The following is a 22,868-nucleotide window of genomic DNA, read 5'->3' on the forward strand; positions in this document are numbered from 1 at the left end:
TGAAATTAAAAGATATGCAAGAAAGCGTTCCAGTCACGGTCACACTCACCGGACGGGAACGCTTTTTCGGTTATTTCGGCAGCTCTGCCGGATAATACTGCAGCCAGCGCCTTAAATCCGCGCTATGAATGACACGCTTGGGATCTTCACCGACTAGGCGAAGTCGCTCCAGCAGGAACTTGATTTCACCGGAGCCTGCCTCGATTCCTTCCTGCTCCAGCATATATTGAACTGCACTTCTGCCCGAATGCTTGCCGAGTACAAACGAATGGTCAGCGCCCAGCTCGGTCGGATCAAGGGCCTGATAGGCGGCGCGCTCCTTTAGCAGACCGTTGATATGTATGCCGGATTCATGGGCGAATACCATGTCTCCCACAATTGGCTTACCTTCGGGAATGATTCGGTTGGAGGCTTTGGACACCAGTGCAGCCAGCGGGTTCAGCAGTTCGGGACGGACACTGCAGGTTCCTTGATATAGGTCCCTCCACGACATCACCACTTCCTCCAGCGCCGTATTACCTGCCCTTTCCCCAAGGCCCGACACTGTGGTACTGGCCCAGACAGCTCCCGCCTGCAAAGCTGCCAAAGTATTGGCAAGCGCTAGGCCATAATCATTATGACAGTGAATCTCAAGCTCCACATCCTGCGGCACACGCGATACAAATCTTTCTATACGGGCAGCTATGGCAGCGGGATGGTGAACGGACAGCGTGTCGGCATATCTGAAGCGCCGGATACCATCCCTATAGAGCTGATTCGCCAACTGCTCAAGGAACAGGTCATCTGCCCTTGAAGCATCCTCAAAGCCTACGGAAACAGTCAATCCTTTACACAGACCGTAATCGACAGACTTGCGGATCAGCTCAGTCACCTGCTCAGGGTTCATACCCAGCTTGGCCTTCATCTGCACCGTCGACACGGGAACCGAAATATGGGCCCAGCCGACACCTGTCGATTCAGCTGCATCAATATCCGTGAACACCGCGCGATTCCAGGTCATTAGCTTCATCTGAAGTCCGAGAGCAGCAATCCTGGCAATAGACCTGCACTCCGCCTCTCCCATTGCCGGAATTCCGATCTCAGCCTGCTCCACCCCCGCCGAGTCCAGCATGATGGCAATTTCAGTTTTCTCCTCGGCCGAAAAGGCAACGCCCGGAGCCTGTTCTCCGTCACGAAGTGTCGTATCACAAATATGCAATCGACTCATCTGTATTCCCTCCCGTTCCGCAGCACGGACAACGCGGATTGCGTTTGACCGCTATGGTGCAGCTGCTCATATCCAGCACATTCATTCGGTACATGCGGTCAGTGAACAGATTGCCCGCATCTGTAATCCATTTGACCGCTTCCAGTGCAGCCATACAGCCAATCAAGCCGGAGGTGGCTCCCAGGACCGGGAATCCCAGAGGCTCCCAAGGCTGTCCGCCTTCTGGGTAGAGACATTCCAGGCACGCCGTCCTACCGGGATCAATGGTCATCAATGATACTTCATAGGCGTACATGGCCGCCTCTATCATCGGTCTGCCATGTCGAACACATAGTCTGTTCAGCGCATATCTTTCCGGAAAGTCATATCGTGCATCAATCACGATATCTGCCGCTTCTACCCATGGTCGAGAGGATTCTTCCGTGATTCTGTCGGCGTGGCCCTCAAGCTGGGTCTCCGGATTGATACGATGCAAATGCTGCAATGCCGTTTCTATCCGTTCCTCCCCGATTCGTCCGCTGTCCATCAGCACCTGCCGGTTCATATCGGGCAGATGGATTACGCCCTCATGGGCCAATATCAGCTTTCCCACTCCAGCAGCGGCCAGGTACATGGCCGCTGTCCCTCCCAATCCTCCGATGCCTGCAACCATAACAGTAGCCTGCTTTAGCCTGTTCTGACCTTCCACTCCCAGCAGCTTCAACTGGCGTCCGTATCTACTGTCTTCCAGCAGCTGTACCATTCGTCCACCCCTCCATGTGCGGCTCCCGCCTTTAAGATATTCGGTCCGCAGGATCTTGACATCATATACGGTTGCTCTTCCTTACAGAAGGCTCATGATTCGGCTTTGCCGCTGCCCTCCTCAGCGTGCAGGATTTTGGCAAGCCACATGGGCGGATTACGAGCCAGCATATTCTGGAGACGCTGGACCTGCTCCTCAATGGTGCTACCGAAGGCCACCTTCACAGGCATAATGGTCCGTTTGGTAACCTGGGCGGCGGCCGAAGCGCCAATCTGTACCAGGAAGATCAAGGCACAATCCTCGATCAGGCCAATGCGGCTGGCGATCTTGCCCGCCTCGTTCTCATCGCTCCCCAGGGCTATCCGCCGATGCTCCAGGAACTGGACGCCTGAGTGCCGGATTTCGAATACAGTGAACATGGGACTCTGCCCAAAATGAGCATTCACATGCACACCGTCTTCCGTCGCAAATGCAACCTTCACCCTCCTCTCCCCCTCTCGGCAAGCAATACATTACCGACCTTGTTCACCCACTCCATGGTTCCACGGTATCCGACGCTTACGGATGTGTGGGCGCCCAGCTCGTCATACACCGGCAAGCCTGCCGGTACGAATGAGGCCCCGGCCCGTGCCGCTCCCTTTCTTCCATGTGAATTGCTGATCCACAAATCAACGCCCTGCGCGCTCTCCTCTGCATCATCCAGATCACCGATCCAGACTTCCCGTTCTGTCTTTTGCAGTGCGGGCGTGCTGCAGGGTGTAATTAGCCGTTTCAGTTCCACTCCCATCTCCTCCAGCCAGGCTGCGGTCGACAGCATATGATCCGGTTCTAGCGCCACTACAGCGGAAGCGCCGGAATAATAGAAATGGGCATCCAGCATGCTGTCCAACAGATTTTCACGCTGCCAGCGGAAGCGAACAGGGGCTGGCTCGCGGCTGATTTTCTGCAGAAAATGTATGAACGCATCGCTCGCGGCCAAGCCAGACAGACCCGTGAACAAGTGGTAGGGAATGCCTGCGGCATGAGTCAGCCTGCGCGCCGGACGCTCCATGCTCGCGCCAATGGCAATGGTGCAGGAAGACTCCAGCATCTGGCAGGCTGAATCCAGCGGAGTCCCCCCTCTCGTCAAAGGGGAAAAACCTGTCAGCAGGTGACCGGACAAGGAAGTGGAGATATCGGGAAGTGTGATAACCTCCAGGCCGAAGGAAGCGATAATATCCTTGATTTCCATGACATCTCCGGCAGTCAGATAAGAAGCCGGCAGCAGATTGACCTGCGTCCGGCGCTGTTTTTTGGGGGACTTGCCTCCGGCTAACCCGAGTATGGCATCCATTAGCGACTCTACTGTACTGCTGTAGCCCGTCTCCAGAGAACCGTGAAAATCAGGCAGCGATACAGAAAACAGCAGACTTTCCTTCAAGGCCCGTTCTCGCTTGAACGCTTTTACCCTGGACTGAAAATCAACGCCTGCCACCTCGGTGAGGGCCGTGCTGATAACGCCGATGACATCTGGATGGTGTTTGGACCAGATATGATCCAGCGCCTCCTCCAGATTCCGGTCTGCATCAAATATAACGTCCATCTCTTGCAGCGCAGAGGTCTGAACGGCAATCGGCTCTCGAAAATGGCGAGTCAGCAGCGCCTTGGAGAAGGCCGAGCAGCCCTGAGCGCCGTGCAGCAAAGGCATTGAGCGATACATCCCCTGCAGAGCCAGCACGCCGCCCAGAGGCTGTCCTACCTTGAGCGGGTTGACACTGACAGGCTTCGTGGCGGATTTAATCGGCAAATTCCGTCTCCTCCTCCCATGGAGCCAATTTGGCGGTCAGCTCCCAAACCGGATGCTGCAGCGTATGCACAAGCTGTTTCGCTAGAGACAACAGCCCGTCATAGCCCGCATAGGCTTTGTGCCGTTCTTGATTGATGTCCACAAAAGGAATCTGTTCCTTAAGCGCCATATACATGTTCCGGCCCCCGGCAATGACCATGTCTGCCTTGCGGCTCCGTACGGTCTTGAGAATCTGCCGGGCGCCGCCTTCCGGGATGTATTCCGCATCATCTCCGATACGGTCAGCGATCCGGGATACATCCTCGGCAGTACTCTTGTTCGTGCCTACACCAACTACCTTAATGCCCAGCTCTTGCAAAGCCGTAATGACAGACCAGCTCTTTACCCCTCCGGTATAGAGCACTGCCCGCTTTCCTTTCAGCTGCTTGCGGTAGGGTTCCAGCTCCAGCGATAGCCTCATTTCCTCCCGTGCGGCCAGCTTATCCACCCGTCGCTCTACATCACGATCTCCAGTCAGGTAAGCCATCTGCCGCAAGGAATAACTCGTCTCCTTTGCTCCATAAAATGAACCTTCAAAATAAGGAATGCCGTATTTACGCTCCATTTGGACTGCCAGGCCCAGCAAAGCCCGGCTGCATACGACCATATTGGCCTTGGCACGATGCGCCCATCCCACCTCACGGAACCGACCGTCCCCGGTAATTCGGGACAGGATACTCATTCCCGCCTGCTGCATCAGCCGCTCGATATGCCACATCTCGCCCGCAATATTGTATTCCCCAATGAGATTGATATCATGGGAGGTTGTCTGTTCCGGCTCGGTGCTGCCGATAATATGCTGGAACAGCACGTCTCCGGCCAGCCGGGTCCCGAGATTCTTGCTCCCCACAAATCCCGGACTGTTCACCGGAATGATCGGCGTCCCCAGCCGCTCCGATTCAGCCTTGCAGACCCCCTCGATATCTTCACCGGTGAGAGCTGTGACACATGTTGTATAGACAAACACAGCGGGAGGAGCAAAGCGGCTGACAATGTAGCGGATCGATTCATGCAGCTTCTGTTCACTACCAAAAATGATGTCCTGTTCTCCAAGATCAGTAGTGAAGCCATACGCCGACAGCTCCGGGCCGCTGGACAGGCTGCCTCTGCTCTCCCAGCTATTGCCGAGACAGGCAATCGGCCCGTGCACCAGATGAGCCGCATCTGCAATGGGGATCAGTGTAATCTGGGCCCCGTCAAAGGAGCAGCCACCCGAAGCCTCCCCCGGCACAGGCCGGGGACAGGGCGTGCTTTTGGGAATTTTGTTGCCGCAGGATACCTCCAGCCTTCCGTTTGACACAGCCGGCTCCATCCGCACACCCCCCTTATTTCAGATAGAATCCATTGAAATAGCTGCCAACTTCCATCTACGCGGTACAGCAATTAGCGCACCAGATCAAAGCTATGATCCGGAGCCTGCTCTTCCATGACATCCAGTACGGTATTCACGAATTGGGTAAGCAGATTCAGCGCACCCTGGTAGCCGATAATCGGATAACGATGCAGATGATGCCTGTCGAAGATCGGAAAGCCCACACGGAGCAAAGGAATTTTCGCCTCTTTGGCCGCGAACTTCAGGTGGGAGCTGCCAATAGCCAGGTCCACCGGGTCCTGGAACAGCAGCGAACGCATATGCCACAAATCCTGACCGGAATGAACCGTGGCTTCTGCACCGTAAGGGCTGGACTTCAGCAGAAGCTCTGCTTCCTTCTCAAATTTCCGGTCCCCATTGGAGCAAACAATATGCACCGGCTCCATGCCCAACTCCAGACAAAAGCCAATCAGGCCGATGAGCATATCCGGGTCTCCCGCCATAGCCACTCGTTTGCCGTGCAGATAAGCATGCGAATCCATCATGGCATCCACAATTCGGGCGCGCTCCTGCTTCAATGCCTCGGGAATTTCCTTTCCGGACAGACGGCTGATCTCTTCAAGCAAGCAATCAGTAGCGCGGATGCCCAGCGGCGTGGAGATGGAAGACACCTGCTGCCCCCAGGTTCGCTTCATATAGCCTAATGTTTTACGAAGAGAGTACTGCTGGATCGCCAACGTGCCGGCAGCATCTGCGGCCTCGGGCACATCCTTAAGCGGCGTTCCCCCGTAATAGTAGCTGTACTCTCCAGTGGCCCCTGAATCAAAATTACTGCTGTGGTCACCCAGAATGGTATACGTAGCGCCGAACATCCCCAGTATGCGCCGCATTTCCGCAAAATTGCCCGTATACCCGTCAAACCCGAGCAGTACATTCAGCTTCAATTCATGACCAGGCTGCGGCGTCCGGCCTGACTTGTTATACAGCGTCTCCAGTACAGAGCGCAGCATGGCGTCATAGCCTGTAATATGTGAACCGGAGAAGCTGGGGGTATTGGCAAAAGGAACCGGCATATCCTCGGGAAGGGCTCCCTCCTGACGGGCATTAGCCAAGAAGGCAGACAGATCATCTCCGATCACCTCTGCCATACAGGTCGTGCATACCGCAATCATCTCCGGCTGATACAAGGCAATACAGTTCTCTATACCGTCAATGAGGTTGCGCATGCCGCCGAATACGGCGGCATCCTCGGTCATCGAGGTGGAGACGGCAGGAACAGGCTCTTTGAAGTGGCGGGCAAGATGGCTACGGAAATAAGCCGTACAGCCCTGTGAGCCATGAATGAACGGGAGCGTTTTTTCGAAGCCCAGCGCAGCCATAACCGCTCCCAGCGGCTGACAAGCCTTGGCCGGGTTCACGACTACAGCTGTACGAGCGAAATTCTTATCCTTGTATTCCTTGGTCTTGGTGTACTCTAGGGTGGCGGTAACCTCCTCTGGCGAGCAAGGGGCCTCGAAGGCCCGTTTCTCCTCACGCTGGCGCACATATTTATCCTGCCGAAACAGCTGATTGTGATCGACAATGTTCAGACGCTCGTTCATACCGGCACCTCCGCAGTCTGCCGGGACGGCAGCAGGCTCCATACTGGACTGTTTATGGTCATATCCATATCACGTGCAAAAATCTTGAAGCCGTCAAAACCATGATAAGGCCCGCTGTAATCCCAGGAGTGCATTTGACGGAAGGGAATGCCCATTTTGTGATACACATATTTCTCCTTGACTCCGGCACCCATTAAGTCAATATTCAGCCGCTGGGCCAATTCCTCCAGCTCATAGGCAGTTGGATCATCGTACAGAATGGTGCCTTCCTTTACATCGGGAAATGTCTTTTCGTAATCATCCTTGTGGGCAAATTCATAGCCTGTAGCCACAATTTCCATCCCCAGGTCCTCATAGGCACCGATGGTATGCCTTGCCCGCAGTCCGCCAATCAGAAGCATCACCTTTTTGCCTTCCAGACGTGGGCGGTATTTACGGATGACCGCCTCCATCTGCGGCATATATTGGGCAATGACCTGCTCACATTTTTCCTGAATCTTCTCGTCAAAACGGGCAGCAATCGCTCTTAGGCTCTCCATCGTCTTGGTCGGGCCGAAGAAGTTATATTCCATCCAGGGAATTCCGTATTCCTGCTCCATTGTTGTGCACATATAATTCATGGAACGATGACAATGGATTAGATTGAGCTTGGATTTATGCGCAATCCCCAGCTCATTGATCGTACCGTCACCCGACCACTGCGCTATAACCCGCAGTCCCATTTCCTCCAGCAAAATGCGCGAGGCCCAGGCATCACCGCCGATATTGTAGTCCCCGATAATGGAGACATCATAAGGCCCGCACTCCTTCAGCTCGCGGCGCCCCATCAGAAAATCGCGGATAGCATCATTGGCAATGTGATGGCCCAGAGACTGACTCACCCCGCGAAAGCCCTCACAGCGTACAGGAATGACCGGAATGCCCAGCTCCTCTGTCATCTTCTTAGCCACGGCCCCGATATCATCACCAATCAGTCCGACCGGACATTCAGATTGCACGGAGATGCCCTTAGCCAGCGGGAACATCTCCTTAATTTCCCTGCAGATCACCTCCAACTTCTTATCTCCGCCGAACACGATATCCTTTTCCTGAAAATTGCTTGTAATCTGCATGGCGGTAAAATTATCGATTCCCAATACCCCATTCGCATAATTGCGTCGGGTACCCCAACTGTATTGCCCGCAGCCGATGGGACCATGGCTAATGTGCACCATGTCTTTAATCGGGCCCCATACCACACCCTTGGAGCCTGCATAAGCACAGCCCCTTGCTGTCATAACGCCGGGCCGTGATTTCATGTTGGACTTAATGGAACAGGTTCCGCAGTTCACAAGCTCCTCATCCGCGATCTCAAAATGCTTGGTCCGGTCCTTCTTGGCCTTCTTGGGATATACCTCCAGTATCTCCTCTACGATCTGCTTTCCCTTATCCACAATACTGCTCATTTGGCCTATTCCTCCCTCCTGCGAGCTACGCGTTCAGCTCCCCCCATCATCACACGTTGGTTCCGTCATTAAGCCTTCTAGCTGGAGCCTACTGCCCGGACGCCTCAGCTTTGTTAATTGCGGTTTCTTCATCCTCAATAATGCCGAATTCCATCAACAGATCCTCCAGATCTTCCATGGAAATGGGAGTGGGAACCGTTAGCATATCGTTATTCAAAATCTTACCTGCCAGCTCTTCATACTCCGCAGCCTGCTTATGTTCCGGGTTATATTGGGTAACGGTCATACGGCGCAGCTCAGCGTGCTGTACAACATTGTCACGCGGCAAAAAGTGGATCATCTGCGTGTTCAGTCTTCTCGCAAGCTCTGTAATCAATTCCGCTTCCAGGTCCGTATTCCGGCTGTTACAGATTAAGCCGCCCAAACGCACCCCGCCACTGTTGGCATACTTCAATATCCCTCGCGCAATATTGTTGGCAGCGTACATAGCCATCATCTCGCCTGAGCATACGATGTAGATTTCCTGAGCCTTCTTCTCCCGGATCGGCATGGCGAAGCCCCCGCACACGACGTCCCCCAGTACATCGTAGGATACGAAATCCAGCCCTTCGTAGGCGCCCTCTTCCTCCAGAAAATTAATGGCTGTGATGATGCCGCGTCCTGCACAGCCGACACCGGGCTCTGGCCCGCCGCATTCCACGTTCAGAATGTCACCGAAGCCCTTCTGGACAACATCCTCCAGCTCCAAATCCTCTACCGTGCCCCTTTCAGCAGCCAGATGTAGCACTGTCTGTTGGGCCTTCGTATTCAGAATAAGACGGGTGGAGTCTGCCTTGGGATCACAGCCTACGATCATAATTTTTTGTTTGAATTTGGTCGCGAGCTGAGCCAGTGTATTCTGCGAGGTTGTCGATTTGCCGATACCGCCCTTACCGTAAAACGCAATTTGTCTCATATTTTCTCAGCCTCCAAAATGTTTAATGGGTAAATCCGAATGATTGCCCTTAACTCCCTTATTGCGCTTACTTCCTTTATTGCTCTGCACAGGATACATATAACGCAGAAATTTCACATATTCCAGAACCGATTCCTCAATATCCCCGCCGCATACAATAGGCAGCACGCCAGCTTCCTGCAATGCCTCTTTGGGGGCTTCGCCTATGCCGGACGACAGCAGCAATGCACAGTCATGCACCATGGAAAGGATCTCCTTCATCGTCTCGACCTTGTCCCCATTGCAATCGGCTTTCCCGTGGCAGTAGGATTGCACCTTACGAATGCCTATGAAATTTACGATGGTCCCGTCGCTTTCATAGATCATAAATTCCTTGGCACGGCCGAAATGCTGATTCACCTTCCCTCCGCCACGACTGGCCACTGCGATTAGGACTGGCTTTGAGGTGAAGCTCGCTTCAGGCTTATCTCCCGATAACGGGCAGCTACAGCCAGCCCCGGTTGACGGTTGTTTGTGGTGTGATTGTCCCTCCTTGCGTTCCATTCTCACTCTCACCTTCTCATCCAGTTCTTTCTGAAATTGTGCCCTTGCCCCTTCATCCATGGGAGGAGCAGCCGCTATGTTCTCCCATGTAAAATCCTGATTCCGATCCTCGCCCAGCAGTCCAATCGCATCCGCCCTGCACTGACGGCAATGGCGCATAATGACAGCCCCCGCTTCAGCACATTGCTCCTGCAGCTGCCGGACCAGACGGGGACGGGGAGCCCGCATCCCTTCCTGCTCATACCGGCTACCAGGTGCGATGATGAGCGGCATAATGTTGTGCAGCACTGCGCCGTGCTCCTTGACTACCCTGGCTACCTCCGGCAGATGGGCATCATTGACTTCGGGAATCAGCACCGAGTTCACCTTGCACAATACGCCTCTCGAAGCCAGCATCTTCAAGCCTGCCAGCTGGCGGTCAATCAACAGCCGCGCGGCCTCCTCTCCTGCATAGCGTTTTCCTTCATCGTAGACCCATCCATAAATGCGGCTCCCCACCACTGGATCTACAGCATTGATCGTGATCGTGACATGCGAAATACCCAGCTCTACAATCCTGTCGATATGCCTGATCAAGGTAAGGCCATTCGTGCTGAGACAGAATATGACATCCTTAACTGTCTCACGGACCCGGCGGAAGGTATCGAAGGTTGCCTCCGCATTGGCCAGCGGATCTCCAGGTCCCGCAATGCCGACAACGGACAGCTGCATCAGCTGTGCCGCTACGCCATAGGTCTTGCTCGCCGCCTGCTCCGGCGTGAGCAGTTCACTAACAACGCCGGGACGGCTTTCATTGACGCAATCGAATTTGCGGTTGCAATAATGGCATTGAATATTGCATGCCGGGGCTACTGGAAGATGAATGCGCGCAAAATAGCGATGTGCCTCTTCGTTATAACAGGGATGTCGTCTGAGGGTTTCCAATGCTAAGGGGGTTTCCGAGAGATCAGCTAAAGAGTCCATTCATTCCCTCCTCTCCACGTTATATTCCCTTACACAAATCTCTGTTATTGTCTGGAATATAATTACATCTTAGAGACAGGGACAAATCCAGTCAATTCGCTTCTCCATGAAATCTCTGACATTTATCCTCATTTCACATATGTGTCAAATTTTACGTTAGGTAATATGTCATACCATTTACATGTGTGCGGTTACATTATATATTCTCAATAACATCAAGACGTAAAAAAAGAGAGTCCGTTAAGACGGCTCTCCTTTTGAAATAAGAAATTCAAATTGGCTCGATCCTTACATGTTGGTAAAACGCCTGCCCTCCAAATACATTCACACCCACATGCCCCTCGGCGAACGTACTATCTTCCAGGTCGATGACCTGCTCACCGTCTACGTCAATGCGAATGCGCAGGCCCTCTGCCACGATTTTAATATGATGAAACATTTCCGGCAGAACGAATCTTGGAACCTTGGCAAGCACCTGCTGCTCCTCAAATTGACCCTCTTTTTTAAAAAATAGGCGAATCGATTTCAGATTGGGGTCCAAATTCAGATAATAGCCACTCGATCCGTCAGCATTGGCGCGGAAAATCATGGATCCAGCACTTCCATTTCCATGCAGCTTCATATCAGCCTCATACGTAAAATCTTCCGCCTGCTCAGCAGCCATATAATTCGCATCGCTGATATAGCTTCCTCGTATCCCATCCGTTGTCACGATCCACCGCGATGCGGAAACATCCGGCTTCCAACCTGTAAGGTTGGTATGAAACACCCCACCGTGCACCTTAACCGAGGTACTACCGCGGACCTTATCCTCCGAATCGGAAGCCGTAACAACAGCTTCTCCCGGGGCAACCGCCTCCATTAACGCACTCCCGTCCTCGGACGCATTGATCTTTACAATCTCAGGATTGTTAGAAACCCAAATCAGCGAGATTTCTTTTTCTCCAGACTCATCCCCCACACTCGCGTACAGACGCTTCGTCTGCTCCCTCGCAAGCTCCACATAAGTGTGATCCATGATCACACTGGCAGACGAAGCATCTGGTAGCCTCCAGCTGTTCCGCAAGGCATAAACATGGAGGGAAACAACCTTCACCTCACCACTCTGGGTGTAAAAGCCCATCCCTCTTCGCGCCGAATCGGGCAAAATAATCTCCGAAAATACGACCTCTCCATCATTCCCAAACACCTCAACCGAGGATTCGTCCACAAATATATGCATTTGGATTCGATTTCCGATAGGTGCAAGTAATGCTTTATGAAGCGTTGAAAATAGAGTAGAGAAATCTGTAAGCCCTGAATCAGCACGGTTTACAAACATTTGTTGTATGTCTGTTGTATAGCCGACCGCCGTTCTTTGCTCACCGCCATCCCGCACGTAAAACCCGAATGCTGAAGCAGCCCCAACAGAAGGCAGTTCGAACACCGCTTCAATCTCATAGGCACCTGCATCCAAACCTTCCAGTATATTCGGAGAAGATTCCGTGACACTTTGATTTTCTATCGCAAATAAACGGGAACGCAGCGAAGTCAGCTCGGATATCGGATGCTGTATCAAACGGATGCCTTCACGAGTTGTTTTTAGCGATAACTCTCTCGGGATGCTAAACTGTCCCTTCCAGGGAGAAGTCGGAAAGCTGAACGGATAGTCCCAATTCGTCATCCATGCCAGCATGATACGCCGCCCGTCGGGTACATCGGAGAAGGACATTGAGGCGTAGAATTCCTTGCCCCAATCGGTTTTCAACACCTTCCCCGGTGAATGATCGTTTTGAAATTTGCCATCAGACGTCAGTTCACCGATAAAATATTCCGCATCCGAGCCTTGAGTGTTTGTGCTGGCTCCAGTGCTAATCATCAGCACCCATTTAGAAGTATTACCATCGTCTACCGGAAGCTGAAATAGATCCGGGCATTCCCATACTCCACCACGTATATAATCACCATAACCAAAGTTATCCGTCCAGCGCCAATCTATTAGGTTGGTGGAGGTAAAAAAACGGATATGATCGCCTCCCGACACTACCATAATCCAGCGCTGATAGACTTCATCCCACACTACTTTAGGATCACGGAAATCCCAATTGCCAGGATCGTTTTCACTTTGGCCCGGGTTCTCTATTACAATTGGGCGGTCTTTCGGGTATTGCCATGTACGTCCCCGGTCTGTGCTGTAAGCAAGGCCGATTCTCTGGTTGCCCTTGAGCTGATCGGGATTGAAGGAAGTGTAATAGGCAATCAGCCCTGCTCCTCCGTAGTCACCGAACAAGCTGGAAGTATTGGTTAGATCGGCTACAGCCGAGCCTGACCAGATATGACCAAGATCATTCCACTTCAATGCAAACGGAAGCCTTTTCCAATCCAGCAAATTCTGGCTGACCGCATGCGCCCATTGTCCACCATCCTGATGGAACAGGTGATACTCCCCCTCGAAATAAACCAATCCGTTCGGATCGCTCGCCGAGCCTCTGGCAGGAGAATAATGATACTGCGGGCGATATTTTTCTGTATAGTAATTCGAGACAGAGGTAAGGTAGATATCCTGAAAATAAGCAGTTCCCCCGGTCACTTTCAAGCCTGCAAAGACGTTGGTATTGCTGCTATCCATGATATCAATTGCCGCAGGAGTATATCCATCTATAAATACCTGAATCCGCTCTCCATGAGCGATGATTTCCAAGTGGTGTTTGCTGCTGAACCCACCCTGATATGTCTGCGCCGACTTTGTAATCAACGTTCCGTCCGCCTTCTTCAGTTGTACGCGAACCTGATTGCCTTCGCCTTGCACAGAAGCAACATATCCATTTTTCCCATCCTGACTCCCTCTGAAAAATAGTCCTGCTTCCATTCCCGGTTCAGAAGGATTCAGCGTCACACCGCCTTCCAGCACCAGGTCTGTAGCTGCGGAGCCATATATTTTCAATGCATCTTCTGCACTTGTTCCCTCAGCCCTTTGCCCTTTCAGGTCAGGTTGCCATTTTCCACGGATCAGGAGCGGTCCGCTTAGATTCGTATCCATATCACTGACTTGAATGTTCTGAAATAACGCCGATCCATTCCAGACATTCAGCCCCAAATATCCTGATGTATAAGTCGTATCGACCACATCTATAATCGGCTTATATCCCTCATCCCAGAACACTTTAAGATGGGAGCCCTCTACGCTCACCTTAAGATGATAAATAGCTCCTTTTTTTAAATTGACCTGACGTTCCTCTTTCAGTCTTCCAATATCCCCGGCAGCATCCCGCAACCGCAACAATCCGGCAGCCGGCACGATTTGGAGCATATAGGAAGACCACCCGTCCTCACTGGAACGGAATACTAGCGTAGCATCCGCCTGTGTGTCTGTGACCATCACATCCGCCTCAAAAGTAAAATCCTGAGACGTTGTTCCGGACATAGCCATCACATTTTCCTGCGGCTCCGACCTCAGCAAAAGTCCCTGGATGTTATCTTCTTTGTGCCCCTGTCCCTTAATCTGCCAATTGGTCAGGTTCGTTCGCGTGTTAGTAAACTCCACCTTCATCCCCCTACCTTCTAGTACGGATCAACACCGCGCATCCACTACAAAATAATTGGAAAATCCGCTGTTTAGATCTTCATGGAGAACGTCTCATTTCAACGGCGAACGATCCACATAGATATGAATGTCCAATCGGTTTTCTACTGTTTCCAGTGAGGCTGCGTGTCTTCCCGCAAAGTCTTCATGGAAATCCGAACAGCCTGACCGTGTCCGGTCTACATATACTTCCTGCGTATCAGAAGCATAACCGACGAGCATCTCCTGTTTTTCTGATACTCGCAATTCCCCCAATCTGTAATAAATCGCCTGTACAACAAATTTGAAAAGGCTTACATTTTTCATCTTCAATTTACCAAATCGAAATGTCATTCGTCAATGTTTTTTGTAAAAAAATAATTGACATTTGACTAAATATAGCATTAATAAATTATGCTTCTGTAAGAAGAAATGATAACAGTCATAGTATATAATCCAACTTTAAAAGTTAACCATAAACAATGACCGCTTTACTTATACAGCATGGATCTGTCCTCTCTGTTTCCCATGCGCACTTTTTTTGTCCAGCTTATATAAGATTGGATTTAAATTTATTTGTCGATCCGATGGAGATAAATATAAGTTATCAAATAAACTTTACAAATGTAAATATTATTTGTTCATTTGTAAGGCAAACATTGCTATTTTATGCGAACTATTATACATTTAAGATACATTTAAGATACATTTAAGGTCTAAACGGAGAGCTGTAAGAGGCAACTGTACCTCTCAGGCAATCCATTATTAGTGAAGGTGGAACCTGTCTATGAAGAAAGAAAAAGTCACCATTCAAGACATTGCTGACGCTTTGGGGATCTCTCGAAATACCGCGTCCAAAGCGATTAACGGTAATGATAGCATCCCGGTTGATACTCGGAACAAGGTCATTAAAAAAGCGATAGAACTTAAATATAAGCAATTTGCCTATGTGGAAACGGAGAGCATCATCCCGAAAAATCAAGGTAACATTGCCCTGGTCACATGCAATCTGCCGAACAGCTCACATTTTGGCTCCTTACTCATCAGTGGTTTGGAGAAAAGAATAAGCGCAGAAGGGTATAATCTGTCGATTCATATTGTGCGGGAAAATGAAATCCATGCAGGAACGCTTCCTAATAATTTTGAAGCCTCCAAGGTGGATGGAATTATTTGTATTGAAATGTTTGATCCACAATATAGTGAGCTTATTACGGATTTGGGACTGCCCACGATCTTTATTGATTGTTCTGTGGACATTTCTTATCCTGATTTGAAAGCGGATTTATTGCTGATGGAAAATGAACATAGCGTTTATTCTGTCACCAAAAGCCTGATTCATCGTGGATTTACGCGGATCGGGTTTGCTGGGGATTATAAGCATTGCAAAAGCTTCAATGAACGGTGGTTTGGATATAACAGAGCTTTAATCGAAGCAGGTCTAAATGTGGATTTATCTTGCTGTATCGTCGATCAGGACCGGAATTTTTTCTCCGAGTCGGATTGGATGGATAAACAATTGGAAGGCATGAACGTGCTACCGTCTGCGTTCGTGTGCGCCAATGATTTTATTGCCGTCAGTGTCATGAAAGCGCTCAAAAATAAAAACTTGAAAATTCCTGACGATATTGCTGTGTTTGGGTTTGATAACGCTCCTGAATCCCGGATTGTGGAACCTCATTTGTCCACCGTGCATATCTACAACAACGAAATGGGCATTACAGCGGCTGAGATGCTATTGGCACGGGTCAAAAATCCTTCTAGACCTTATCAGATCACGCATATCAGAACAGAGCCGATATTTAGAGAATCCACTCCAGTGTTACAAATAGAAAAGTAAAAAGGTGTTCTGACGACGCTACGTGAACGGAACGTTGCTCCAATCGCTGTTGTATCCGGATTTTATTAAATAGCCTAGTGGTAAAAATCCGGATACAAAGGCGACCGCTGACGCTTTTCTCAATCGTTCCGTCCTCTCCGCTACTTTCAGCGTTTCCCTCACTATTACGGCTTTTCTAACCATCAATACAGACCTTGGATAGAGCTACCTCTACTGTGAAAGCTCTAAGAAAGCAAAGAGGCAAACCCCTAAATCATCCAGAGGCTTGCCTTTTTCTAAATCCATTAACTAATTTATACGCCGAAATAGATCTTAGTCTTCAGCTATTGGTTTATAAATCCTCTGCTGGAACTACTGGAACTACTGGCTCTCCCTCTATTTCCTTCGCATCTATTTCCGCCCCATCGATTTTCGTTTCATCGACTTCTTTTTCATCTACCTCCGCTGTCTTTGCCTCATCCACCTCATCACTGCTCTCTTCCTCCATCAAGGCTTTTGGCGTGTAGAACTTGGGAATCGGTACATTCGCCCAATCCATATCGGACGCAAAGTAAAAGCTCGTATAGGAAGGTTGGTTATACCCGGTATTTTGACGCGCCACATCCGTGCGATATTGCGGATCATGCATCAACGTGTACAATTTATGCGTCGTAGGCTCTGTGCTCAGATAGATACGGATTGCCGAGCTATCCGCTGTGCGGACGAGCATTTCCTCCCGCCAATCTCCGAAAATGTCGGCTACCAGCGATGGAGTTCCTTTCGTATAGTTGTTCGTTTTGGTTCCAGTGGCGGTCATCAATGTACCTCGTTTCCAATCCTCAATGGTTGGGGTTACATCAATTGCACCGTTTACGATTTGTGTGGTCATATCAGCTGCCCATTTGATACTCATATTGGTACCTGGCATCTTCGTATCCAGCTGTTTACCCGCTGCGGTCCACAGGCCTATGGCCCACGTCTCCAGACCTCGCTGATCCGGATCTATGTCACCGACCATTCCCCGACCTGTATCCTTGCCGGAATATGCGCCGTAAATGATTTCACCCGTTTTGGCATCCCGCAAAGAATAGCCATATGGAGCGTAGGTGCCACCTTCATGTACCATAAAGATTTCTTTGCCGGGGCGATCCGGGTCAATATCGGTCACATGCAGCGCATCGCCATGTCCCAATCTGGCGGTTTGACCTGGAGTTGCGCTTTCAGGAGGCATGACATCAAATGAGCTGTACAACAGGCTGCCATCATGGTCAATCGTGGCGGAACCGTATACGATTTCGTCCTTGCCGTCACCGTCCACATCCACCACGCTCAAAGAATGCGCTCCCTGTGTGGTCAAGGTGCCAAATTTCGGGTCCGTTCCATCACGCCCGTGCGGACTATCGTTAAATGGATTGGTCATCGGTGTCCAGCCACTGTCCACCATCCAATGTTTTTGGAGATGGCGACCATCCCATGTGTAGGTGGCCAAAGTGGAACGCGTATAATAGCCGCGTGCAAATACAGCGTACGGCTTGCGTCCGTCCAAGTAAGCCACACCTGCCAGAAAGCGGTCTACACGGTTGGCGGGTTCAATGCGGGCCATGGCGTAATCTCCCCACATGAGGCCATCGTCATGACGCTCCGGCTCATAGCGGATGGTATCCAGCTCAGCTCCCGTTTTCCCTTTGAAAATCGTCAAATACTCCGGTCCATCGACGATGAAGCCCTCGAACTCTCTAAGCTTGTTTTTGTCGCTCCGTGAAGGCGCGTATACATCCATAAAGTAGTCTGTCAGGCTTTCCGCATCCTTTCGGGATAACGGATAATTGTACTTCGGAGCGATACCAAAGCATTCCTCCAGCGTAGCAGGCCATTGTCCCTTGACCACTTCTTCATGCTTCGTCCAGTTCATAAACATGTTCACCACATGCTCATAATAATCCGAGCGACTCAAACGGTAATCGTCCTCATGTGTAATCCCTGCTTTGCGATCCTCACGTGGCAGAGTAATATATTTTTCTTTTTTCGGCTTGCCCTTCTTATCAAAAGAAATCGTTTTGGTCCCTGGAGCCGTTTTGAACATCAGCTCGGCTTTACCATCGCCGTCAAAATCGTACACCATCATCTGTGTATAATGCGCACCTGATCGAATATTCACGCCCAGGTCAATCCGATACAACAGCTTGCCTTCGGCCGTATACGCATCGACATACGTATTTCCGGTATACCCCTTCTGAGATACATCTTTGGAGTTCGACGGGTCCCATTTTACAAAAAATTCATATTGCCCATCTCCATCCACATCTCCCACACTCATATCATTGGCCGAATAAGTATAGGATTCACCTGCTGGTGTTACGCCATCGGCAGGCTTTTGGAGAGGAAGTTCATAGTAACCCTGCTGCCATGGCTTCACTTTGGCGCTACGATCCTTTTCCCGCCCATTAACGACTGAAGCTACTCTGTATACCGATTTCCCATTCCCTTCCTTATCCACATAGTTGGTACTGTCGGTCACTGTCGCGATCTTCTTACCGTCACGATATACGTTAAAGTCCGCTCCTGTCAGCCCCGTTGAACCGTAACCGTTCACTTCTTGAGCCAATAACCGCCAGCTTAAAAATACCCCCTCCTGCGTTGCCGCAGCTACCAGTCCGCGATCCAGCTTTTCCAGCTGAATGCTGCCGCTACGGTTCTGTTCAACTGCGATTGCTGATTCCGCCTGCAGCGTCGGTTCGGACAAGTCTTCCGCAGCCACTCCTCCAGTCGTCCCCGTCATCGCCAGCATCGCTGCCAACGCGGCGGTCAAGCTTCCCTTTCGCCATGCGCCTTTCCCTTGAGCCATCCAGGTCATCCTCCTCGAATGTATTGTGATGACAAGCAAATACCTGAAATGATTGCGCTTACATAAATTAAATTCCCTATTATTATAGTTTTGCCGTTCCCCCAAACGCGTTTAAATATCCGAGGATTTCTCTACACAAAACCGTGTTGTTTACTCATTCCAAATAAAACAGCCCTCACCAAGCCTGTTAACGGCATACTGAGGACTCAATATATATCTAATTTTCCTTTTATATTTTAGTGATACCCAATAATTTGAGCTACAACCACGAATACTGCACCCAGTACGAACCAGGCGGCCAGTAACGGCCAAAAGAAGCGAACCCATTTCTGATATGGAATACCCGACACCGCCAAACTCCCCATTAAGGCAGAGGAAGTAGGCAAAATCATATTCGAAAATCCATCTCCCAACTGGAATGCAAGGACTGTGGTCTGCCGTGTAATACCCAACAGATCGGACAGCGGCACCATAATGGGCATCGTCGTCGCTGCCATCCCCGAACCGGAGGTAATAAATACATTCATGACATTTTGGAACACATACATACCCAGCACTTGCACGGATTCCGGCAGATGTCCCACCATGATAGCAAGGCTGTTAACGATCGAATCAATCACATTGCCGTGATCCAGCACGACGACGATGGAACGTGCAAAACCAATGATCAGGGCACCATAGGTGATATCTTTGGCCCCTTTGGCAAACTCTGTCGCAATGCGACTTGGCCCGTAGCCTGCACAAAAGCCGGAAATGACTCCCATCGAAAGAAACAGGGCAGCCAGTTCCTCCATCCACCAATCTTTTTTGGACACTCCCCAGATTAACATCGCGAAGCTTACTATAACGGTCAAAATGATCAGGATATGCTTAAGCTGTATGGAAGGCAGATTGGATAGATCCACCGGCTTGTCTTCAGCGCTCTTTTCCAATTCGTAAACGAGGCTGCTTTCCGGGCTTTTCTTCACTTTACTGGCATAACGCATAATATATAAGCTCGTAATAACGATCAGGATGACCAACAGGATGGCACGAAGCCACAGCCCTGAAAAAATAGGAATTTGCGCAATCGCCTGTGCCAATCCGACATTAAACGGGTTCAGCAGCCCGGCGGTAAACCCGCAGGAGGCTCCCAGCGAAATCATGGCTGTACCCGTCAACGCATCAAATTTCAACGCCCGGGCGATGGCAATACCAATCGGCACGAATACCATCACCTCAGTGGACATTCCCATGGTAAAACCACCTACGGAAAACAAGGTGATAAACACGGGAATGACCCATAACCCCTTGTTGGAAAAAGACCTCGCAACTCTTCCGGTCACCGCCTCAATTGTGCCCGAGGAAGTAATAATCTGAAAGACACCGCCAATGATTAGAATGAAAAAGACAACATCAGCCGAATCGACTAGACCGGATACGATGGATTTTGGGATGTCCCACAGCGTAACCGGATTCGGATCGACATGAGCGTACGAACCGGGAACGAGCAGCGTTTTGCCGGTCGTTTCATTTTTAACCCGTTCAAACTCTCCAGCGGGAACGACATAAGTCAATATTCCAGCCACTAAGGTCAGGAAAATAAGAATGACAAAGGTGTGCGGCATTTTCAGCCATTTCTTCGGACCGCTCGGTACGGTCGTGTTGCTACTCATTCGGATGCTCCCCCGTTTCTCAACGCTTGCCATTGTTCAAATTCAGTCCGTACCTCTCTCAAAGCCACCGGATCGGTTACCAGATCATAAGCGGTCAGCGCCAGCGCTTTGGCGGCATAATTCATTTCAATCATGCCTTCCTCTGCTCCTGCAAGCCGGGCAAATTCTGGCGTATGCGTGGACGCGTCACCCAATCGGATATAAGGATGAATCGCTGCAGTAATCTGGCTGACATTGCCGATATCCGACGAGCCGATCCCTCCCTGCGCAGGCGGCTCGTGAACCTCCAAACCCAGCTGCTCCAACTTGCTCTGGAACAAAGCCGCCAGCTTCTTGTTGGTATTGCGCTCCGCATAAATAAGCCCCTCGACAATATCCACCGTCGCGCCCATGCCTTCTGCCGCCGCACGAACAGCACGATACACCTTGTCCCTCACCTCAGCCAGACCGACGACGGTTTGCGCCCGTAAAATAAACACAGCCTCGCACAGCTCCGGCACGACATTGGGAGCATCCCCGCCTTTGGTAATAATGCCGTGGATACGTACGTCGCTGGTAACGAACTGGCGAACGGAATTAATCGCCACAAAGGCATTGATCATAGCATCCAGCGCGCTAATGCCTTTCTCCGGGGAGGATGCAGCATGAGCCTGCTTGCCATGAAACGTGAAGGTGGCGTCCACGCAGGCCAGTCCCCCGCGTAAAACCATCGTTTTATTCTGTGGATGCACCATCATCACGGCGTCCACGCCGTCGAACACACCATGCTCGCACATCATGATTTTGCCGCCGCCCTCCTCCTCGGCGGGTGTGCCCAATACCACAATACGTCCGGGTAGGTCCGGTATCGCTTCTTTTAGGGCTATGGCTGCTCCGACCGATGCGGTACAGATCAGATTGTGACCGCAGGCATGTCCGATCACCGGAAGTGCGTCATACTCTGCCAGCAAAGCAATTGTCGGTCCGCCGGGCTTCCCTTCCCATTCGGCGCGGAAGGAGGTTTCCAGTCCTGCAATCCCCTTTTCCACAGCAAAACCAGCTTGCTCCAGTGTACTCGTGAGCCATCCTTGAGCCTGATATTCATGAAAGCTCAATTCAGGATGGGTATGTATTGTTCGGGCAAGCTCCCGCAACTCATGATCCTTTGCATCTACAGCCTTCAAAATCTCTTCATGGGATGACGTTCTGCCATTATGTCCGTTCGTTGTTAAATCCATCAATGGAATACCGCCTTTCATTCGCAATAACGAATAATTATACAACCAATATTCAACATTGTATAAGCGAAGACCAGTGAAGTAAATTTAATATTTTTTGGTTTTATCCTTAAAATTATTTTATATATGACATGTTTGTCCTTGATATACGCTATTTTTCACCATTAATTACGTATATTCAATGTATTTACAGCCTCAAGACTGGAGCATCCATTCTACAAATCTTTCCACTGCCATAGGACGGCTGGATTTATTTTTATACAACATCCATGTTCTACGCAGGACAGGATCTCCATTTTTACGAATCAAATTAAATGCATACAGTTCATCCTTGGGAGAGATAAATATTTCGGGTACGATTGAATATCCCAGTCCGTGCCGAACCATTTCCTTGCAGGTTTCGTAGCTATCCACCTCCATAGAAACTCGTGGTGCACGGCCTATTCTCTCACTCCACCATGCCTGTACCGATTCGTTGAACGAGGAATACATATGACCGGAAAGTTGCGGCTTCCCCGGGTCCTTATAACGAATCATTGGAAGCTCCGGCAATTGCTCAAGCTCTACAGCTTCTTTCGAGATCACGCAGATATGCTCCTCATGAAGAAGATGCTTTCCCTCAGACCAAGGATAATCATTGCGGATAACACCCAGATGAATTTCATCCCCGCGCAGCATCTCATAGATTTCCGCACTGAGTCCGCAGGTGACTGAAAATTGCACGTCAGGATAAATATCTTTAAAGCTTTTAAGAATCGGCGGTAGCCGATAATGTCCGTAATAGCTTGAAATCCCCAAGCGCAGCGTACCTTTTACTTCCCCTCTCAGGTGAATGACAGCTTCTTTTAATTCGGTCAGTTCCCTCAAATTCCGTTTGGCATACTCCACCAGTCGCTCCCCTTCCATGGTCAGCTTCGTTCCTCTGTTCCCGCGTACAATGAGAGGTACAGCGAACTCCTTTTCCAATTGGTTCAGACGGTAGGTCAAGGCAGGCTGTGTAATATATAGACGTTCGGCGGCACGTTTCATGCTCTGTTCTTCTGCAATGTAGCACAACATTAAACAATCCTTTTCATCCACCATGATCACTCCTTCAATTCAATCATTCCTTTGTTTAGCCGTTCCTTTGTTCTCCGTAAAAAAAGCCCAGATATATCGGTCTATTATAACGTATGAAAAACTTAGGCATAAAAAAACGGAC

16 protein-coding genes are annotated in these 22,868 nt (G+C 50.4%); 1 reads left to right on the top strand and 15 read right to left on the bottom strand.

Features of this window, described 5'->3' with window-relative positions; genetic code table 11:
- Positions 1 to 70: 70 nt before the first annotated feature.
- The 11 genes from MKX59_RS22630 to MKX59_RS22680 form a co-directional block, all read right to left on the bottom strand.
- Positions 71 to 1,207: a homocitrate synthase/isopropylmalate synthase family protein gene (locus MKX59_RS22630; protein ID WP_023987277.1), complete on the bottom strand. Its 1,137-nt coding sequence runs from the start codon at positions 1,205 to 1,207 to the stop codon at positions 71 to 73.
- Entirely contained in the window at positions 1,185 to 1,949 is a 765-nt protein-coding gene (locus MKX59_RS22635; RefSeq protein WP_209941081.1) for a HesA/MoeB/ThiF family protein, read from the bottom strand. The genes MKX59_RS22630 and MKX59_RS22635 overlap by 23 nt, the downstream gene beginning before the upstream one ends.
- A gap of 92 nt (positions 1,950 to 2,041) precedes the next feature.
- Positions 2,042 to 2,431 (bottom strand): NifB/NifX family molybdenum-iron cluster-binding protein, encoded by a 390-nt coding sequence (locus MKX59_RS22640; RefSeq protein ID WP_028543220.1) that lies wholly within the window; start codon positions 2,429 to 2,431, stop codon positions 2,042 to 2,044.
- Entirely contained in the window at positions 2,428 to 3,735 is a 1,308-nt protein-coding gene (nifN, locus tag MKX59_RS22645) for a nitrogenase iron-molybdenum cofactor biosynthesis protein NifN (RefSeq protein WP_023987274.1), read from the bottom strand. Before nifN ends, MKX59_RS22640 begins: the two co-directional genes overlap by 4 nt.
- Positions 3,725 to 5,086 carry a nitrogenase iron-molybdenum cofactor biosynthesis protein NifE gene (gene nifE / locus MKX59_RS22650; RefSeq protein WP_023987273.1) on the bottom strand — a complete coding sequence of 454 codons (1,362 nt, stop codon included), beginning with the start codon at positions 5,084 to 5,086 and terminating at the stop codon, positions 3,725 to 3,727. The genes nifN and nifE overlap by 11 nt, the downstream gene beginning before the upstream one ends.
- A gap of 71 nt (positions 5,087 to 5,157) precedes the next feature.
- Positions 5,158 to 6,687, bottom strand: coding sequence for a nitrogenase molybdenum-iron protein subunit beta (gene nifK, locus MKX59_RS22655; RefSeq protein WP_028543223.1), 1,530 nt, complete (start codon positions 6,685 to 6,687; stop codon positions 5,158 to 5,160).
- Positions 6,684 to 8,132: a nitrogenase molybdenum-iron protein alpha chain gene (gene nifD, locus MKX59_RS22660; protein WP_076157714.1), complete on the bottom strand. Its 1,449-nt coding sequence runs from the start codon at positions 8,130 to 8,132 to the stop codon at positions 6,684 to 6,686. The genes nifK and nifD overlap by 4 nt, the downstream gene beginning before the upstream one ends.
- A gap of 88 nt (positions 8,133 to 8,220) precedes the next feature.
- Complete coding sequence (gene nifH / locus MKX59_RS22665; RefSeq protein WP_023987270.1) at positions 8,221 to 9,087, bottom strand: nitrogenase iron protein; 867 nt, start codon at positions 9,085 to 9,087, stop codon at positions 8,221 to 8,223.
- Positions 9,088 to 9,093: 6 nt separating this feature from the next.
- On the bottom strand, positions 9,094 to 10,593 hold the full coding sequence (gene nifB, locus MKX59_RS22670; protein WP_023987269.1) for a nitrogenase cofactor biosynthesis protein NifB: 1,500 nt from the start codon (positions 10,591 to 10,593) through the stop codon (positions 9,094 to 9,096).
- Between the two features lie 271 nt (positions 10,594 to 10,864).
- Entirely contained in the window at positions 10,865 to 14,122 is a 3,258-nt protein-coding gene (locus tag MKX59_RS22675; protein WP_340858978.1) for a GH32 C-terminal domain-containing protein, read from the bottom strand.
- Positions 14,123 to 14,209: 87 nt separating this feature from the next.
- The gene (locus tag MKX59_RS22680) at positions 14,210 to 14,461 is read right to left on the bottom strand and encodes a GH32 C-terminal domain-containing protein (RefSeq protein ID WP_028543225.1); all 252 of its coding nucleotides are present in this window, start codon (positions 14,459 to 14,461) and stop codon (positions 14,210 to 14,212) included.
- A 460-nt stretch (positions 14,462 to 14,921) separates the two neighbouring features.
- Between MKX59_RS22680 and MKX59_RS22685 the strand changes: the two genes are divergently transcribed.
- A complete protein-coding gene (locus tag MKX59_RS22685; protein WP_068938462.1) occupies positions 14,922 to 15,971 on the top strand; it encodes a substrate-binding domain-containing protein in 1,050 nt (349 codons plus the stop codon).
- 331 nt (positions 15,972 to 16,302) lie between these two features.
- Here the strand turns inward: MKX59_RS22685 and MKX59_RS22690 are convergent, their stop codons facing one another.
- From MKX59_RS22690 to MKX59_RS22705, 4 genes are all read right to left on the bottom strand, one after another.
- Complete coding sequence (locus MKX59_RS22690; RefSeq protein WP_076295051.1) at positions 16,303 to 18,795, bottom strand: rhamnogalacturonan lyase; 2,493 nt, start codon at positions 18,793 to 18,795, stop codon at positions 16,303 to 16,305.
- A 236-nt stretch (positions 18,796 to 19,031) separates the two neighbouring features.
- Positions 19,032 to 20,450: a YfcC family protein gene (locus MKX59_RS22695; RefSeq protein WP_023987264.1), complete on the bottom strand. Its 1,419-nt coding sequence runs from the start codon at positions 20,448 to 20,450 to the stop codon at positions 19,032 to 19,034.
- Positions 20,447 to 21,667, bottom strand: a complete 1,221-nt coding sequence (locus MKX59_RS22700) for a M20 family metallopeptidase (RefSeq protein ID WP_338533305.1) — start codon at positions 21,665 to 21,667, stop codon at positions 20,447 to 20,449. Before MKX59_RS22700 ends, MKX59_RS22695 begins: the two co-directional genes overlap by 4 nt.
- Before the next feature lie 195 nt (positions 21,668 to 21,862).
- On the bottom strand, positions 21,863 to 22,750 hold the full coding sequence (locus tag MKX59_RS22705; protein WP_048481493.1) for a LysR family transcriptional regulator: 888 nt from the start codon (positions 22,748 to 22,750) through the stop codon (positions 21,863 to 21,865).
- Positions 22,751 to 22,868 lie beyond the last annotated feature (118 nt).

This window comes from Paenibacillus sp. FSL R7-0340 (assembly GCF_038002205.1).
Lineage (GTDB): Bacteria > Bacillota > Bacilli > Paenibacillales > Paenibacillaceae > Paenibacillus > Paenibacillus polymyxa_B.

What these genes read in the sequence shown, in the direction of transcription:
- nifH (WP_023987270.1), bottom strand. Translation starts at nt 9,087, where the DNA reads ATGAGACAAATTGCGTTTTACGGTAAGGGCGGTATCGGCAAATCGACA.
- MKX59_RS22675 (WP_340858978.1), bottom strand. Translation starts at nt 14,122, where the DNA reads ATGAAGGTGGAGTTTACTAACACGCGAACGAACCTGACCAATTGGCAG.
- MKX59_RS22690 (WP_076295051.1), bottom strand. Translation starts at nt 18,795, where the DNA reads ATGGCTCAAGGGAAAGGCGCATGGCGAAAGGGAAGCTTGACCGCCGCG.
- MKX59_RS22705 (WP_048481493.1), bottom strand. Translation starts at nt 22,750, where the DNA reads ATGGTGGATGAAAAGGATTGTTTAATGTTGTGCTACATTGCAGAAGAA.
- MKX59_RS22685 (WP_068938462.1), top strand. Translation starts at nt 14,922, where the DNA reads ATGAAGAAAGAAAAAGTCACCATTCAAGACATTGCTGACGCTTTGGGG.
- nifK (WP_028543223.1), bottom strand. Translation starts at nt 6,687, where the DNA reads ATGAACGAGCGTCTGAACATTGTCGATCACAATCAGCTGTTTCGGCAG.
- nifD (WP_076157714.1), bottom strand. Translation starts at nt 8,132, where the DNA reads ATGAGCAGTATTGTGGATAAGGGAAAGCAGATCGTAGAGGAGATACTG.
- MKX59_RS22630 (WP_023987277.1), bottom strand. Translation starts at nt 1,207, where the DNA reads ATGAGTCGATTGCATATTTGTGATACGACACTTCGTGACGGAGAACAG.
- MKX59_RS22695 (WP_023987264.1), bottom strand. Translation starts at nt 20,450, where the DNA reads ATGAGTAGCAACACGACCGTACCGAGCGGTCCGAAGAAATGGCTGAAA.
- MKX59_RS22680 (WP_028543225.1), bottom strand. Translation starts at nt 14,461, where the DNA reads ATGAAAAATGTAAGCCTTTTCAAATTTGTTGTACAGGCGATTTATTAC.
- nifB (WP_023987269.1), bottom strand. Translation starts at nt 10,593, where the DNA reads ATGGACTCTTTAGCTGATCTCTCGGAAACCCCCTTAGCATTGGAAACC.
- MKX59_RS22635 (WP_209941081.1), bottom strand. Translation starts at nt 1,949, where the DNA reads ATGGTACAGCTGCTGGAAGACAGTAGATACGGACGCCAGTTGAAGCTG.
- MKX59_RS22700 (WP_338533305.1), bottom strand. Translation starts at nt 21,667, where the DNA reads ATGGATTTAACAACGAACGGACATAATGGCAGAACGTCATCCCATGAA.
- nifE (WP_023987273.1), bottom strand. Translation starts at nt 5,086, where the DNA reads ATGGAGCCGGCTGTGTCAAACGGAAGGCTGGAGGTATCCTGCGGCAAC.